Annotated in this window: 13 protein-coding genes; 5 read left to right on the forward strand and 8 right to left on the reverse strand. The window is 70.4% G+C overall.

Annotated elements, in window-relative coordinates; all coding sequences use genetic code 11:
- Positions 1–177: 177 nt before the first annotated feature.
- The 5 genes from QQM72_RS27575 to QQM72_RS27595 all read right to left on the reverse strand — a co-directional run bounded on the left by QQM72_RS27575 (position 178) and on the right by QQM72_RS27595 (position 7,147).
- Positions 178–1,371, reverse strand: a complete 1,194-nt coding sequence (locus QQM72_RS27575; protein WP_314223539.1) for a hypothetical protein — start codon at positions 1,369–1,371, stop codon at positions 178–180.
- Between the two features lie 827 nt (positions 1,372–2,198).
- Complete coding sequence (locus QQM72_RS27580; protein ID WP_314223540.1) at positions 2,199–3,545, reverse strand: tetratricopeptide repeat protein; 1,347 nt, start codon at positions 3,543–3,545, stop codon at positions 2,199–2,201.
- Between the two features lie 142 nt (positions 3,546–3,687).
- Positions 3,688–4,614 carry a GNAT family N-acetyltransferase gene (locus QQM72_RS27585; RefSeq protein ID WP_314223541.1) on the reverse strand — a complete coding sequence of 309 codons (927 nt, stop codon included), beginning with the start codon at positions 4,612–4,614 and terminating at the stop codon, positions 3,688–3,690.
- 318 nt (positions 4,615–4,932) lie between these two features.
- The gene (locus QQM72_RS27590) at positions 4,933–6,192 is read right to left on the reverse strand and encodes a Kelch repeat-containing protein (protein ID WP_314223542.1); all 1,260 of its coding nucleotides are present in this window, start codon (positions 6,190–6,192) and stop codon (positions 4,933–4,935) included.
- A 364-nt stretch (positions 6,193–6,556) separates the two neighbouring features.
- The gene (locus QQM72_RS27595; protein ID WP_314223543.1) at positions 6,557–7,147 is read right to left on the reverse strand and encodes a DUF6417 family protein; all 591 of its coding nucleotides are present in this window, start codon (positions 7,145–7,147) and stop codon (positions 6,557–6,559) included.
- Between the two features lie 253 nt (positions 7,148–7,400).
- Here QQM72_RS27595 and QQM72_RS27600 point away from each other — a divergent pair, with 253 nt between their 5' ends.
- Both QQM72_RS27600 and QQM72_RS27605 read left to right on the forward strand, forming a co-directional pair.
- Positions 7,401–8,069, forward strand: a complete 669-nt coding sequence (locus tag QQM72_RS27600; RefSeq protein WP_314223696.1) for an HNH endonuclease family protein — start codon at positions 7,401–7,403, stop codon at positions 8,067–8,069.
- Between the two features lie 81 nt (positions 8,070–8,150).
- Positions 8,151–8,486 carry a hypothetical protein gene (locus tag QQM72_RS27605; RefSeq protein WP_314223697.1) on the forward strand — a complete coding sequence of 112 codons (336 nt, stop codon included), beginning with the start codon at positions 8,151–8,153 and terminating at the stop codon, positions 8,484–8,486.
- 121 nt (positions 8,487–8,607) lie between these two features.
- Here the strand turns inward: QQM72_RS27605 and ku are convergent, their stop codons facing one another.
- Complete coding sequence (ku, locus tag QQM72_RS27610; RefSeq protein WP_314223544.1) at positions 8,608–9,522, reverse strand: non-homologous end joining protein Ku; 915 nt, start codon at positions 9,520–9,522, stop codon at positions 8,608–8,610.
- 270 nt (positions 9,523–9,792) lie between these two features.
- On the opposite strand from ku, the gene QQM72_RS27615 reads away from it, so the two are divergent.
- Positions 9,793–9,978 (forward strand): hypothetical protein, encoded by a 186-nt coding sequence (locus QQM72_RS27615; protein ID WP_314223545.1) that lies wholly within the window; start codon positions 9,793–9,795, stop codon positions 9,976–9,978.
- A 246-nt stretch (positions 9,979–10,224) separates the two neighbouring features.
- Here QQM72_RS27615 and QQM72_RS27620 read toward each other — a convergent pair whose 3' ends face one another.
- Positions 10,225–10,506, reverse strand: coding sequence for a hypothetical protein (locus tag QQM72_RS27620; protein WP_314223546.1), 282 nt, complete (start codon positions 10,504–10,506; stop codon positions 10,225–10,227).
- 60 nt (positions 10,507–10,566) lie between these two features.
- Positions 10,567–10,782 carry a hypothetical protein gene (locus QQM72_RS27625; protein ID WP_314223547.1) on the reverse strand — a complete coding sequence of 72 codons (216 nt, stop codon included), beginning with the start codon at positions 10,780–10,782 and terminating at the stop codon, positions 10,567–10,569.
- A gap of 326 nt (positions 10,783–11,108) precedes the next feature.
- On the opposite strand from QQM72_RS27625, the gene QQM72_RS27630 reads away from it, so the two are divergent.
- A complete protein-coding gene (locus tag QQM72_RS27630; protein ID WP_314223548.1) occupies positions 11,109–14,561 on the forward strand; it encodes a DNA polymerase III subunit alpha in 3,453 nt (1,150 codons plus the stop codon).
- Entirely contained in the window at positions 14,558–15,625 is a 1,068-nt protein-coding gene (locus QQM72_RS27635; protein ID WP_314223549.1) for a DNA polymerase Y family protein, read from the forward strand. The genes QQM72_RS27630 and QQM72_RS27635 overlap by 4 nt, the downstream gene beginning before the upstream one ends.
- Positions 15,626–15,636 lie beyond the last annotated feature (11 nt).

A 15,636-nucleotide genomic window follows, 5' to 3' on the forward strand; every position in this document is an offset into this window, starting at 1 on the left:
GTAAAGTCACTATGTTTTTTGAAAATCTCACTCACTTTTGGAGGTCTTGGTGGGGTGAGTCGACGGGCAGGGTTGCCCCGAAGTCGATCAGAAGCCGACAGCACGGAGGCCGGGGCCCCGGCCCCGGCCTCCGCTCCACACCATCCGCAGACGATCACACCCGCCGAACCAGCGGACTCAGCTTCCCGTCGCCGACTCCTGCCCCTCGGGTTCGCCCGGCACTTCGGATGCCTCGTTGTACGCGAGGTGTCCGACCGCGGAGTGGGCCGTGCTCAGGTTGCCGTGCAGGCCGCCCGCGAGGTCCCGCGCCCGGCCGGACGACTCGGTGAAGCGCTCCATTACCTCGTCCAGCGGCTCGCCCCGGTAGTCGGGCATCAGGAGTCCCCTGTCGTCGAGGCCCTGTACGGAGGTCTGCAGGAGGTCGAGAGCGGTCCTCATTTCTCCGGCCGCACGGGTGAGGTAGCTGAGGATGTGGTACGCCTCCAGCGGGTACTTGATCCCGCCGTACTGAAGAGCGCTGACCAGCTCGACCAGGGAACGCGCCGCGCCCTCCGCGTGCTGCTCGATGTTCGGGGTGTTCTCACTCATGTGGATCCGGCTCTCCTTGCTGGTGGTGGTCACGGGCGGTTGGTGCTGGCGGGTACGAATGGCATGCAGGACGGGCCGGCGGGCACTTCGGCCGGGAGCAGCAGGCCGCGGAGCAGGACCGATCCCTTCTGCAGGGCGGCCCCCAGAAACCGGGTGCGTGAGGCCTGAGACGTCGATCGCCGTGCCTGGCCCGCCGCCGTTCGGCTCGCTGCCCGGGATGGTGATGGCGAGGTCCGCCAGGCCGACCGCGTTGGCGTCCGGGCCGCGCAGCAGACCGGAGTACTTGGGCCCGTACATCGCCCACAGGCCCAGCACGTCGTCCAGGAGCGCCGCGCGGTCGGCACAGGTCATCCGCTCGACCGCGCCTGGAAGCATCTGGTAATCGCCCGCGGTGTAACGGACGTGCTGGACAAGGAGGTAGAAGATCTGGGTGGACTTGCCGGCGATGCCTCCCGCGTTCGGCCACTCGTCGGCTGGCTGCAGGCGGAAGACTGACTCGGCCGTCACCGCTAGCACGATCGGGTCCTCGTCGAGGAGCTTCGCTGTAAGGGACTCCAGGCACGGGGCGCACTGCTCGATGCGCGCGCCGATCAGCGCGGACGCGGTCCACATGTCCGGTGCGGTCTCGACTCCCCACCGGCCGGGGTCGACTGGCTGCAGGTCCTCGTTGGAGGGGGCGCTGCCGTGGTGATGGAGGGTGCCGGCGTTGGCCGCGGCGTACGCGGCGCCCCGAGTACGGCTCTTGTTTCTCGCCCGGCTCTTGCGGCCGTGGCTCTTGGTCATACGGCTCTCGCATTTCCCGCGCCCGGCCCCATGACCCGATGCGCGCGACGAAGAGCAGCATGCGGAAGGCTTCAACAGCTGTACGGCCGTTGGGAGTTGATGTTCGCCTCGCACTGATGCTCACAGTCCGGACCCCGTTGTACGGGGCCGCGGGCACCTCTGCCGTCATGCGCCCCGGTCATGGGCCGGGCCACTGGCTTGGGCCGATGCGACGGCCACTGCCCGCACCTTACCGCCCTAGGCTCGGACCCGGGCCCCGATGACCGAAGTCGCCAAGGACTCCGTTGTCTAGCTGTCGTCCGTGGTCAGGGCCGTGGCCACGAGGACCGACCCGGCAGGCGGTCCGGGGACGGGGTCGCCCGGTGCGGGCGCGGTCGGCGTGAACGTGGCGCCCCGGCCATGCGACATCCGGATCAACACCTTTCTCGCGGACTCGCAGTCACCGAGGGCACGGTGACGGCCGCCGAGCCGCAGCCACCAGAAGGAGCCGACCCAGTCCGAGGTGTCGTGCCGGGCGCGGACGGCCTATTGAAGCTCCTATAGATCGTCAAGCTGGTCGGCTGTCGGGGCTGGGCCGTACTGTGCCTGCGGGCGTTACTCCCGACGGCGGCGTCAGTTCGACCGCCTCGTCGCGCTCGCTGACCACCTCACCTGAGCCCACACCGAACACCAGGACGTCAGGCCCGGGGCCAAGTACCACACGGCCCCGGCCTGCCGCGGCACATACATGCCTCACGTACCCGAACTCACATCGCCCACTGAGGTCGGATGACCCCTGCACCGGCTGCAGAACGGCGCTGCAGGGCAACCCGGTAGCGGGCTGGGCCTCAGAACGGGGGCTCGTCGTGCCAGAGGCCGCCTGCCCACTTGGGCGGGCGGGGGGCAGGCTGCAGGAGGATGGCCAAAGCGTCCTCGACGCGACCGAGGTCGATGAGATACCCGGCCAGGTCATGACAGTTCGAGGAGGAGTGCTGTTCCAGGACGGCGACGGCTTCCTCGGTACGTCCGGCGCCGGCGAGCAGCTCGGCGATGTGCGGCGCCGCGTACCGGGTGGTGCCCTCGGGGTGGGAACGGGCCTGTGCGACCGCTTCGTCGACGCCGTCGCGGGCGGCGATCAGCGGCAGCCGTATCCAGTACAGGTCCCACTCCTCCTCGCCCCCGCGGGCGGCGGCGAGGGCGTCGAGGTGTGCCAGGCCTTCCTCGGGGCGGCCGTGGTCGAGGCACAGCTCGGCCAGCGTATGGAGGACCCAGTCGTACCCGTTGTAGATGTCTGCCTGGCCCCGCATCACGTCGATCGCTTCGCTTCCCCGGCCGTGCCGGGCCAGAAGCTGCGCGAGTTCGAAAGCCGAATAGGAGGTGCCGGCCATCGCTGTGCCGGCCTGCCGGTATGCCGCGATCGCCCCTTCCACGTCGCCGGCCTCCTCCAGCAACCTCGCGAGCTGCCGAACTGCGCACCCTGAGTCGTCAGTCGCCGCCATGGCCCGGAGCTCGTCGAGCCGGCCGTCCCGTGCCAGGACCGCGGCGAGTTGCTCATGGTTGTTGAGCAGGCTGGTGCTGCTGGCGCGCAGCAGGGCGATCGCCTCGTCGGTGCGGCCCTGGCGCTCGCGGATGGTGGCCAGGTACCCGAATGCCGTGTCGCGATCGAGGCCTTTGCAGCACCACGGGAAGTCAGTGCACCGGTGTTCGGTCCGAGCGGTGACTAGCGCGGCGGCTTCCTCGTCGCGGCCGGCGGCGCCCGCGACGTCGACCAGTGTGCCGAGGGGCAGTTCGCCGATGTGCCGGCGCAGCAGGGTGAACGCCTCCTCGGCGCGGCCGTGCCGCGCGAGCAGGCGCGTGTAGGACTCCAGCGCCATCGGGTGTCCGGCCTCCATGCGGACCCGGGTGATCTCGATCGCCTCGTCGGCGCGGCCCCAGCCCTCCAGCAGCTGGGCCGCGGCTTCGACGGCGGTCCACCAGCCGGTTGCCAGGTACGGGGCGAGCACGTCCAACGCGTCGGCCTGCCGGCCCTGCTCCCCCGGCAACCGCGCCCACGCCAGTGCGCAGAACCACTCCCCGCGTCCGGCGTGCACCTCCACCACGTCGACGTGGCCGCGTTCGAGCAGCCGAGAGACCAGCTCCGGCGGGATGCACCCGGACCGCGTCCGGGTCCGGTATTCAAGATCAGTAGCGTCCACGGCCACGCACCATAGCGCTCGTCTCCGACACCCTCTCCGCCGTTGCCGCCGCGTCCCACCGGTCCACGTCCGGCCGACACCCCTGCTGCCCGCACTGAAATCTTCCGCGCGGCTCATAGCGGTTCGGGGCGTACCGGTTGTCTCAGCGTTCGGCGGGACAGGCGCCCCCGGAGCTCCCGGCGGCCGGGAGGACGAGGCGCGGGCCGACCGAGGCCTCCGCTTGATGGACGACTCCGAGCGGCACCAGGCCCTCCGCCGCGCACAGCCGGTCCGATGCCCCGCCGACCTCGGTCTGGAGGAGCTGGTAGGCGGCGCCGTGCCGGTGTCCCCAGTGCATCGCTGCGCGCCACAGGGCCCGCCCGTACCCGCGCCCGCGGTGCTGCGGCAGGACGCCGAAGTACTGGGGCAACAGGCGCGCCGCACCGGCGGCGTCGGCCATGATCTCCATCGGACCGATGGCACCGGCCACGCGGCCGTGATGCAGCACGGTCAGCACAGGCCCGACCGCCCCGGCCCGCATCCGTCCGTACAGGAACGCGAACCCGTCCCCCGCCATGGCGTCGGCGAACTCTCCGAACCCGGCCCCGTCGACCAGCTGCTTGTAGTCGTGGACCGGGACCGCCGGGGGCAGCCCGGGACCGCCAGCGAACTCCCGTAGCTGGACGCGGGTACCACCCCCGGCAGACACCCCAGGCTGGTCCGGCCCGAGGAAGCACACGACGCGCGCCCGCGCCGCACCATGGGCGGCGGCCAGCTCCCGCGCAAGATCGACGGCCACAGCCGCACCGTCCCCGTAGACGTAGACCTTCACCGCGCCGGCACCTTGTCCGGTGAGCGTCGGCACGAGCGTTCGCCGCTGTTCGTGCTCGACGGCATCGGCCAGGACGTGCTCCGCCTTGCGGTCGGCCCACCGCCTGTCTTTGTCGTGCGGGAGGAAGCGGCCCGTCCCGGCGGTCTCCACCACGGCGGCGAAGAGGTCAGCGAGCGGGCCGCCCGGGTGGACCGGTCCGAGGGTCGGCACGTACGGCACGGACAGCACAGGCCCGAGCCAGTCCCAGCGGAAGCGCATGCCGCGCACGCTATGCCCTCCGGCGACGGCAAGGCGGCGCGGTAGGTGAACCGGTTGACGAAGCAGTCCGCGCTCCCAGCAGGCCCGAAGGCACGGAATGGCTTTGTACACGAGTTGCGACGTCGTTTGTCGATGAGCGTGGGAGGCACCTCGCGAGCGGCCCGGTCGATGTTCACGAGTTCGGGAGGCGCTCCCGCTTCGGCTCGAGGGGTGCCTGCACGCCGGGGCGGCGGCGCTGCGTCGTGTTGGTCGCACGGCCGCAAGCGGTCGGCGGTCGCAGAGCCTTTCTGCGGCCGTGCGGGTGTGTCTTGTCAGGGTTCAGTTGCCGCGGTGGACGCAGAAGAGCTGGTTTTCGGTGCCGTTGCGGTCGCGGTAGTTGACGATGGTCGGTCCCTGCGCGCTGAAGTGGTCGGGGAGCTGGGTGTCCGGGTGCCAGGTGCTGCCGTTGAAGCGGGTCCACCACAGGCTGCCGCCGCTGGCCCCGCCGCGGTGCACGCAGTACAGGTGATCGTTGTAGACGGCCAGGGCGGGGCCTTCCTTGCTGTGGTGGTTGGGCAGCTTGCTGTCGCCGTTCCAGCCGTTGGCGCCGTTGAACCGCGCGTAGTAGAGGGCGGTCGTGTCCACGCCCTTGTACACGGCGTAGAGGGTGTTCTTGTAGACGGCCAGGGCGGGGTTGGAGTCGGTGCGGTGGGAGCCGAAGGTCTGGTCGCCGCTCCAGCTGGTGCCGTTGGAGGTGGTGCACCACCACAGGTTGTTGTTGCTTCCGGTGCCCTTGTAGGCGCAGTACAGCTTGCCGCCGAAGACCGCGAGGGCCGGCCCGCGGCTGGTCTTCTGGCTGCCGAACTTGGTGTCGGCGCTCCAGGTCCTGCCGTCGAAGCGGGTCCACCACAGGTTGTCGTCGCTGCCGCCGCGGTGCACGCAGTAGAGGTGGCCGTTGAAGACGGCCAGGGCGGGGCCGTTCTGGCTGTAGTGATTGGGGAAGGCGGTGTCCGCGGACCAGCCGTTGCCGTCCGGGTCGTAGACGGTCCACCACAGCTTGCCGTCCCCGTCACCGCGGTGGACGCAGTACAGCTTCCCCTGGTACTCGGCCATGGCCGGGTTGGACTTGGAGCGGTGGTCGGTGAACTTCTCGTCCTCGCTCCACTTGTGCGAGGCGTCCATGACCGTCCACCACAGGTGGGTGTCTTCCCTGGGGCGCAGCGAGATCGGGATGAGCATGCCCGGCGCGATCCACGGCGAGACGAGCTTGCAGCCGTAGTCCTTGCCCACCTCCTTGATCCATGCCGACTTGACCTTGCAGAACAGCTCGACGATCTCGCCGTAGGGTGACGGCAGGACGTTGCCGGCCACGTCGCCGATGTACTCAGCGATGTCCCCTGCCTTGTTGGCGGCTTCAGCGTCGAGATGGACCTCGAAGCCCCACCACTTCGTCTTGGTCGAGACGTTGTACCCGCGTGCGGCCAGTTCCTCCTGGGCCTTTTGAGCGCGCGCGATGTCCTGCGATGTCGGTTCCGCATGGTCGGTGCCCAGTACGTGGCTGGGGCTTTCTGTCGCTGGTGTTTCCTCGTCAAGGGCCATCGGGCGCTCCTTGCTGCGGCGGTGGCACCCAGGGCTCCATGACGGCCCCCGGGTGTAGTGGCAGGTCCACCTGATCATGAAGCGGCAAGCACGGAAAGCGATGACTAGATCACACGCAGTAACCGCACGATCAGTGCAACCATGGCAAAAGGCGATGTCCGACGCTCGCCCACCGCGAATGCCTCAAGGCTCTCGGCAGTGTGTCGCAGTCCCGCATCAGCTCGTATGAGGGACGCGTGCCCAGCGTGATGGTGACTCCCGAACTCATCGATATTGATCAAGAGACGGGACTGCCCAGTGACTCCCGAAGCCGTCGATAAACGACGCCGCTTCTCGCGTACAAAGCCACACGGAACCTGCAACGTCACGGGAGGGCAGCTGAACCGCTGTTCCTCGGCTCCGGGATGAACAGGACTTTGTAATCGCGGCCGAAGCGGTTGGCCTCCGCCGCGGACCCGGTCAGGCGGTGCAGCCAGAATCCGTACGCCGCCGACTCCATCTGCTCCTGCGTCAGACGCAGCTGCCACCGCCTTGCGCCTCGGTCGTACACGGCCGTACGGACCTGCTCGGCAAGGCCTGTCGCGGGCGGTGACTTCAGCTCGCCGACCAGGCCGACGAACACCCGCAGTGCTGTCATCTGCGACGGAGCCAGCTCCACCAACCGCTCCCCCGGCCCCGGCTCCAGGGACATCGGAGCCGGCCTGACCCCGGCGTAGGCGAGCAAGTCGTGCCCGGTCGCCGACAAGCGGACCGCCCAGCGCACCGGACGCCCCTCCCACGCCGACAGCTCCGCACGCGTCTCCCGGTCGGCCGTCTCCACCAGCCCCTCCCCCGCCAAAGCACGCGCACTGCGCTGCGGCGACGGGGCCGCCGTGTCCAGTACCCAGCCGTGCTCGGCCGCTTTCGCTGCCGCCCAGACTGCCCTGAGCGCCTCGAGCGTCCTGTCTCCCTGCACCTCGCCACCCCATACGCGTCTCGACAGCAGCCGTACGGCCGGCCTTACGGCCGAAACGAGCGTGCCGCACCGTCCGAAGTGTTCGCGGTGTTCGCTGTCGATCTCGTGCGATCGTGTGACTTGCCCACCGCGCGGGTGAACCCTGAGCCGAACAGCCGTCACGACGCGGACACGGCCACTACGAAGATCACCAACCGCTTTGTGATCTTCGAGAGGACCCGACTCCGTGCGCCACCCCCGCACCGCCAGCGTGATGGCCGCCACGCTGTCCGCGCTCGCCGCCCTGCTCTCACCCGCCGCCCACGCTGTCTCCCCCGCTCCAGCATCGCTCCGGCATGCCCCGGGTGACACCATCACCCTCCCGGTCCGCGACGCCCTGGCCGCGCTCACCGTGCAGGACGAGGACCGCACCGGCTATGAACGCACGAAGTTCCGGCACTGGATCGACGCCGACCGCGACGGCTGCAGCACCCGCAACGAGGTCCTCCTGGAGGAAGCCCTCACCGCCCCCGAACAGGGAGCCAACTGCACGCTGAGCGGCGGCACCTGGTACTCGCGCTACGACGACACCGCCTTCACCCAGGCCCGGGCCCTCGACATCGACCACCTCGTCCCCCTCGCCGAATCCTGGGACTCCGGCGCTTCCGGATGGACGCCAGCCGAACGGCAGGCCTACGCGAACGACCTCGACGACCCCCGCGCCCTCATCGCCGTCTCCGCCACCAGCAACCGGTCCAAGGCCGACCAGGACCCGGCCACCTGGCAGCCACCCGTCCAGGGCTACCGCTGCACGTACGCCACCGACTGGACCGCCGTGAAAATCCGCTGGGGGCTTGCCGTGGACCCTGCCGAACAGGCCGTGCTCAGCGAAGTCCTCGATGGCTGCCCGGACACGGTCATCGAGGTCGTCCGAGCCCGCTGACTTCAGCAGACGACCCGGGCCAGTTGGTGATCTTTTCCGCCTGAGAATCGTTGGACGGGCGTGAAACTGTCGCCGAACACCATGCCCGGGGTGGAGCACTATGCCGAGACGGCCGCCGAGAGCGCCTGCCACCTCGCCGATTTGACCAGGCCGGAGAGCTGGAGCCCGGCGGCCGCGGACGACGCCCTGGACGCGATCGACACCCTCGCCGGGGCACTGTCCGCGCTCGGACCGGACCTCGCGGCCGCCCTCGCGCCGGTGACGGCTGCTACCACCCGTGCCCGCCGGCAGCTCGGACTCGGCGACGACGAAGGTGTGGCGGCCACAGTGGACGTGCCGGGCCTGCGGCGTTCCGCACAGCCTTCCCGGCGGCGGGGGCTGGGGCCCGGATTCAAGGGGATCCGTTTGGATGGCTGACCAGAGGCGCGCAAGGCCGTTGGTCAGAACGCGATGAGCCCCTCTGCGCGGAAGCAGGCCAAGCCGACGCCGGTGGCTGTTGATCCTTGCGAGGCGCCCACACTTGCCACCGGCGGGCAACTCAGGCGCTCCGGGGCCGCCGTGCGCTTGTCTTCTTCGCCGCGCTCTTCTTGGTCGGCTGCTTCCTCGCCGCGGTCTTCTTCGCAGCCGTCTTCTTCTTCGGCTTCGGCAGCTCGTGCACGTCGGCGTCCTCACCGCGGGAGGCCTTCGCCTTGGACACGGACTCCTCGAGCGCGGCCATCAGGTCGAGGACGCGGCCCGGCTTCTCCGGCTCGGGTGCCTCGGGGAGCGGCTTTTCCTCCCGCTTGGCTTCGATGATCTTTTCCATGGCCTCGGTGTAGGTGTCCTTGAAGTCGTCGCCTTCGAGGTCGTCGCGGGACATGGACTCCATCAGGGCGAGCGCGCCCTTGATCTCCTCCTCGGACACGTCCACCGGCGGCGGCAGCAGCTCCGAGGGGTCGCGGATCTCGTCGGGCCAGTGCATGGCGTGCAGGACGATGGCGTCGCCGCGGACCCGGAGCATGCCGAGCCGCTCGCGCCCGGACCACGCGTACTTGGCGATGGCCACCTTCGACGAGCGCGCCAGGGCCTCGCGGAGTAGCTTGTAGGGCTTGGCCGCGACCTGGCCGTCCGGGGAGAGGTAGTAGCCCTCGCCGATCCGGATCGGGTCGATGTCGTCCGCGGCGACGAAGGCGTCGATCTCGATGGCCTTCGCTGTCGGCAGCGGCAGGTCGCGCAGTTCCTCGTCGCTGATGGCGACGACCTGGTCCTTGGCGTACTCGTAGCCCTTGCCGATCTCGGTGTTCGCTACCTCGCGGTCCTCGAGTTCGCAGATTTTGCGGGTGCGGATCCGGCCCATGTCCTCGAGGTGGTACTGGTGGAACTGGATTGAGTGGTTCTCGGTGGCGGACTGGACGTGGATCGGGACGGTGACCAGGCCGAAACTGATGGCGCCGGACCAGATGGTTCGGGGCATGGGAGACCTCCGCAGCAGGCCCCGAGCAGTTCGAGCCTACGAGGGGTGCGCGCTGCCCGCACCAGCTGAACCCGGGCAGCCGTATGCCTCCCGTGGGGAGCCGGGAGGCGCGGCGGGCCCCGCCGCCCACGGGAGTGCAGGGCCCAGCAAGGGGGATCCACCCGGGGGTGAAGCGGGATCCCACCGGCACACCATGCACCACAATCCAGCCAGTGGGCTAGATCGCGGCCGGAAGTATGCGATGTCAGTGCCACCAGCGAAGATGCACCCATGGCGATCACCATGCAGAACTTCGGACTCACCTGGACCGACACCGACGGCATGCCCCGCGGCTCCGCCGTCGGCTATGACGAGCCCAGCGCCCAGCAGCAGAAGGCCGCGCTTGAGACGGCCGGCTGCACCGGCGTGGAGATCGTGACCGTCAAGCCCGGGGAACTCCCCGAACCGCGGCGCTAACGCAGGGAACTCAAGCGGCGCGCGGGGCGGTCAGGGGACGTAGGCGTCGCACCATGACCCTCCTCCCGGCGGCGTGCACGCCATGGCCGGACTTCGCCACAAAAGACGCGGGCAGTACGACCGGGTAAGGGGCTGCGGAGCGCGCCTTCAGCGGCGCACTTCGTCTTCCCTGCTTCGTGGCAGGGTGGGCCTGCTGGCGCGCTCCATCCTCTTCGCACGAGCTGCCCGTGGAGCGGATTTGCCGCTCTAGGCTGCGGCCTGCTCCGGATGCCAGGCTTTGGCCCGTACGGCAGCTTCGATGCCGAAGCGGGGCTTGTCCTGCTCCTTGGCGTGGGCGGTGACGGCGGCCTGGGCCTGCGTGGCCAGATCCCGCCAGTGCTGCCAGGCCGTCTCGTATGTCTCGGTCTGCTGCGCAGTCCACGGCGTCACCGTGGGCCGGCCATAGGTATCTCCCAGTTCCAGGACCCGGCTGTGCGCCTCGTCGGCCAGTCTCTGCATCTCCACCAGTTCTTCGAATGTGTGTGCCACGACGACGGATCCTATGTCGGTCGTGCCGGGGGTTCCGACACCTCGCCGGACGCGCATGTCCTACGACGTGTTCTCGCCCTGCGCCGTCCACGTCCGAAGCACCCGCTCCCGGGCGCCCGTCTTCTCGATGAGGTGGACCTCGACCTTCGGGTCCTTGGTGTAGAGCCCGACCCACTCCGTGTACCGGCCCTCAGCGGAGCCTGGTAGCGCCCACTCGCCTTCTACGGCCGGCCCGTCAGCTTCGAACCTCAACCGGACGAGATACGAAGTCGTCATCGTGCCCTTCTCTCAATTTCACGCCAGTCTGTCGATGATCCTCCTCGCTGTCGCACGCGACCAGCTGGTGACGTTGGGGGTGGCCTCTCCAGCCCCGACCCCCTCGAGCAGTCGGAGCGATGGGTCCGTCCCCGGGAAATGCCCCCGCCTGCTGGCGGTGACGCGCGGCACAGGCGGGGATTGGTCCTCGCGGCGAGGCCCCAGCCCTCGGTCCCGTTCGCGGAGGGATGGCATCGATCCCTGCAATCGAACAGTTGCGCGATTAAGCGTTATGGTGGATACCTGGAGAGGTCACAGGTCAGGGAGGGACAAGCGAAAGGCTGGAGGTGTGGGGCCGTGGATTTACTCATCTGCACGTCGCGTCCGGCTACTCCGCCCGCTACGGCGCCTCTCTTCCCGCGGCCGTGGTCCAGCGGGCCGCTGAGCGTGGGATGACGACGCTCGCGCTGACCGACCGGGACACCGTCGCGGGCACCGTCCGCTTCGCCAAAGCCGCCGCGGCCGCCGGCATCCGCCCCGTCTTCGGTGTCGATATCGCCGTCGCCCCGCTTACCCCGCCGAACCCTTCTGCTGGACGGCCGCGTACGCCCGCACGTGGTGGCGCGCACGTGATTGAGCCGCCGTTGCGGATCACCCTGCTCGCGCAGAACGCGGCGGGGTGGGCGCGGCTGTGCCGTCTCGTGTCTGCCGCGCACGCCGAGGCCGACGGCGCGGCGCCGGTCGTGTCCTGGCCGGTACTGCGCGAGTACGCCGACCAAGACCTGGTGGTGCTCCTCGGCCCCACCTCCGAACCGGTGCGGGCGCTGTCCGTCGGTCGCCCCGACGTCGCCGAGCGGTTGCTCGCGCCGTGGCGGGAGCTGGCCGGGGAGCGGCTGCGGCTGGAGGGCGTGTTTCTGGGAGGTCAGGGCACCGGTGCGGGTTCGCTGCGGCTGGCCGCGCGCACCGTAGGCTTGGCCGATCAGCTCGGGGTGCGGGTGGTGCTGACGAACGCGGTCCGTTACGCCGATCCCGCACAGCACCGGCTGGCCGATGTCCTGGACGCCGCCCGTCTGCTGCGGCCCGTCGGCCGGCGCCGGCTGGACGGCGGCGAGCGGTGGCTGAAGGACCCGGCTGGCATGGCCGCGGTGGCCGAGCGGCTTGCCCAGGCTGTGGGCGACGACCGGGCCCGGGCCGGGCGGCTGCTGGCGGAGACCGAGGCCACGGGCCAGTCGTGCACGCTCACCCCGGCGGACCTGGGGCTGGGGCGGCCGCACTTCCCCGAACCGTCCGTCGTCGGCGCCACTGGCGAGCGGGGTTCGGCGATGCGGCTGCTGCGCCAGCGGTGCGAGGCCGGCATGGTCGCCCGCGGCCTGGACCGCGATGAGCGCTCGGTACAGCAGCTCGACTACGAGCTGGACGTCATCGGCCGCCTGGGCTTCGAGGGGTATTTCCTGGCCGTGGCCCAGGTGGTGGCGGACACCCGGGCGCTCGGGATCCGGGTCGCCGCGCGCGGCTCCGGCGCCGGGAGCATGGTCAACCATTCGCTGTTCGTCGCCACCGCCAACCCCCTCGAGCACCGGCTCCTCTTCGAGCGCTTCCTCAGCGAGCGGCGTACGTCGCTGCCGGACATCGACCTCGACGTGGAGTCCGAGCGGCGCCTGGAGGTGTACGACGCGATCATCGACAGGTTCGGGAAGGAGCGGACCGCGGTCACCGGCATGCCCGAGACGTATCGAGCCCGGCACGCCCTGCGCGACGCCGGGCTCGCCCTCGGAATCCCGCCCCAGGTCATCGGCGACGTCGCTAAGAGCTTCCCGCACATTCGCGCACGCGACATCCGCGCCGCCCTGGCCGAACTGCCGGAACTGCGTCAGCTCTCCGCGCGGGCGGAGAAGTTCGGGCCGCTTTGGGAGCTCGCCGAGGGCCTGGACGCGCTGCCCCGCGGCTATGCCATGCATCCGTGCGGGGTGATCCTGTCGAACGCGTCGCTGCTGGACCGGCTGCCGGTGCAGCCGACGCCGGCCGGCTACGCGATGGTGCAGGCCGACAAGGAGGACGTCGAAGATCTCGGGCTGCTCAAGCTCGACGTGCTCGGGGTGCGCATGCAGTCGGCGATGGCGTACGCGGTCGCCGAGATCCGCCGCACCACCGGCCGCGCGATCGACCTCGACAATCCCGACCACGTCGACCTCAACGACCAGCGAGCCTTCGAGATGATCCGGGCCTCCGACACCATCGGCCTCTTCCAGCTCGAAAGCCCCGGCCAGCAGGACCTGGTGGGCCGCCTCCAGCCCCGGCACATGCAGGACGTCGTCGCCGACATCAGCCTCTTCCGTCCGGGACCGGTCTCCGGGGGCATGCCGGCGCTGTACATCGCCGCCCGGCACGGCGCCGCCCCCAAATACCCGCACCCCGACCTGGAACCAGTACTCAACGACACCTACGGCGTCGTCATCTGGCACGAGCAGATCATCGCGATCCTCTCCCGGATGACCGGCTGCGACCGCGCCGCCGGCGACATCGCCCGCCGCGCACTGGCCGACCCCGACCGGCTGCCGAAGGTCGAGCAGTGGTTCCGCCGCACGGCCGGCGAGCGCGGGTACACCAAGGACGTGCTGGACGAGGTGTGGGAGATCGTCTCTTCCTTCGGCGCGTACGGGTTCTGCCGCGCACACGCGGTCGCCTTCGCCGTCCCCGCCCTGCAGTCCGCCTATCTGAAAACGCACTTCCCGGCGTATCTGTACGCCGGGCTGCTGGAGCACGATCCGGGGATGTGGCCACGCCGGGTCATCGTCGCCGACGCCCGCCGCCACGGCGTGCCTGTCTTGTCCGTCGACGTCAACCACTCCCGCGCCCACCACAGCGTCGAGGAGACCGAACAGGGCTGGGCCGTGCGGCTCGCCTTCTCCACCATCAAGGGCATCAACGAGGCGGAGACCACCCGCCTGGTGGCGGGCCAGCCCTACACCGGACTTCAGGACCTGTGGCTGCGCGCCCGCCCGTCGCTGCCGCTCGCGCAGCGCCTGATCCGCATCGGCGCACTCGAGGCCCTCTCCCCCGGCCTGACCCGGCGGGACCTGCTGCTGCAGGCCACCGAACTGCACCGCCAGTTGCGCAACCGCACCACCACTGACGGGCAACTGCCGCTGGGCGGCGAACTGGTGACCGCCGAGCCGAGCGGGCTGCCGGACATGAGTAGCCGCGACAAGCTCGGAGCCGAACTCGACACCCTGTCCATCGACGTGAGCCGGCATCTGATGGAGCACCATCACCGGCTGCTGCGTGAGCTCGGCGCGACCGACGCCGCCCACCTGCGCCGCATGGTGCCGGGGCAGAAGGTTCTCGTCGCAGGCGTGCGGGCCTCCACGCAGACCCCGCCGATCCCGTCCGGCAAGCGGGTCATCTTCACCACGCTCGAGGACGGCTCCGGCCTGGTCGACATCGCCTTCTTCGAAGACTCCCACGAGGCCTGCGCACACACTGTGTTCCACTCAGGCCTGCTGCTGGTGCGCGGAACGGTCGAGGCCCGCGGCCCGCGCCGCACCGTCGTCGGTGAGATGGCCTGGGACCTGGACGAGGTGGCCGCCGCCCGCCGCGACCACGGCCCCCAGGCCGCCCTCGACCTCCTCGGCCGCACCGGCCCGGCCCCCACCCCGGCCCAGCCGGCCACGCTCCAGCGCACGCTCGCCGACGGCACGGCCGGGGCCCGGCTGCACCCCTACGCCGACCTCCAGCCCGCCGGCACCCGCTCCGCCGACCTGCGACGGCTCGGCCACCGAAGCCAGGGAAGCGCAGGATGATCATGATGAGCGGCCGCCGTATCCTCCGCCTCTCCTTCGACCTGCCGCCCGACGCCGGCGCCGACCTCCCGGAACGGCTGCGCCGCTTGCTGGAGGACTTCACGCCGCGCGTTCAGATACTCGAGGACGGTGCCCTCCTCGACCTCACCGGGGCGACCCGATGGTGGCAGCGCGATGCCCGCGGCATCACCGAACTCGTCCAGCTCCGCGCGCTCGCCTACTTTGGGATGCGCAGCTCGGCGGCCGTGGCCGGCACCCCGATGCTCGCCGCCATGGCATGCGCCCTCACGCCGCTCGGACGGCGCACCGTCATCGACGACTCCCCCGAGGCGATCTCGGCCTTCCTCCGGCCCCGGCCCGTGCGGGAACTGCCCGGCGTAGGCGGGAAGACCGCGGCGCTGCTGGGCGAGTACGGCCTGCACACCGTCGGCGATGTCGCCGACGTCCCGCAGCACACCCTGCAGCGCATCCTCGGTGCCCGCGCCGGCCGCGCCCTCCACGAGCACGCCCAGGGCCACGACACCACGATCGTCGACCCCACCCCGGCACCGGCAAGCCTCAGCACGGAACACCGCTTCCCCCGGGACGAACTCGACCCGGGCGCCCACCGGCGCATCCTGCTCGCCCTCGCCGACGACCTCGGTGCCCGCCTCCGTGCAACCGACCAGATCGCCACGGGCGTGACCTGCACGATGCGCTACGCCGACCTGAGTGCCACCCGCCGCAGCCGGACCCTGCCCGAAGCAACCCAGCACACCGTCCTCCTGGCCCGCACCGCCTACGCGGTGTACGACTCCCTCGGTCTCCAGCGCGCCCGGGTCCGCAGCATCGCGCTGCGCGCCGACGCTCTTCGGCCCGCCGACCGGGCCACCCGGCAGCTCGCCCTCGACGGCGGTGACGACAAACCCCTCGCGATCGAAGCCGTCGCCGATCGGGCCCGCACCCGCTACGGGCACCAGGTGATCTACCCCGCCGCCCTCGCCGTCAGCGCCCGTCCCCCGTCAGCCCAGCAGTGGGACCAAGGCGGTCGCCCAGAGAACGACCGCGGACGTCGTGCGACATAGTGCCGCTGCCG

Origin of the sequence: Streptomyces zaehneri, from assembly GCF_032248645.1 — a bacterium.
GTDB classification, from domain to species: Bacteria; Actinomycetota; Actinomycetes; order Streptomycetales; family Streptomycetaceae; genus Streptomyces; species Streptomyces coriariae.

Bases quoted from the DNA above. Each gene is read 5' to 3' on its own strand.
- QQM72_RS27605 (WP_314223697.1), top strand. From the start codon at position 8,151: ATGCCCGGGGTGGAGCACTATGCCGAGACGGCCGCCGAGAGCGCCTGC.
- QQM72_RS27590 (WP_314223542.1), bottom strand. From the start codon at position 6,192: ATGGCCCTTGACGAGGAAACACCAGCGACAGAAAGCCCCAGCCACGTA.
- QQM72_RS27585 (WP_314223541.1), bottom strand. From the start codon at position 4,614: ATGCGCTTCCGCTGGGACTGGCTCGGGCCTGTGCTGTCCGTGCCGTAC.
- QQM72_RS27625 (WP_314223547.1), bottom strand. From the start codon at position 10,782: ATGACGACTTCGTATCTCGTCCGGTTGAGGTTCGAAGCTGACGGGCCG.
- QQM72_RS27635 (WP_314223549.1), top strand. From the start codon at position 14,558: ATGATCATGATGAGCGGCCGCCGTATCCTCCGCCTCTCCTTCGACCTG.
- QQM72_RS27615 (WP_314223545.1), top strand. From the start codon at position 9,793: ATGGCGATCACCATGCAGAACTTCGGACTCACCTGGACCGACACCGAC.
- ku (WP_314223544.1), bottom strand. From the start codon at position 9,522: ATGCCCCGAACCATCTGGTCCGGCGCCATCAGTTTCGGCCTGGTCACC.
- QQM72_RS27600 (WP_314223696.1), top strand. From the start codon at position 7,401: ATGGCCGCCACGCTGTCCGCGCTCGCCGCCCTGCTCTCACCCGCCGCC.
- QQM72_RS27575 (WP_314223539.1), bottom strand. From the start codon at position 1,371: ATGACCAAGAGCCACGGCCGCAAGAGCCGGGCGAGAAACAAGAGCCGT.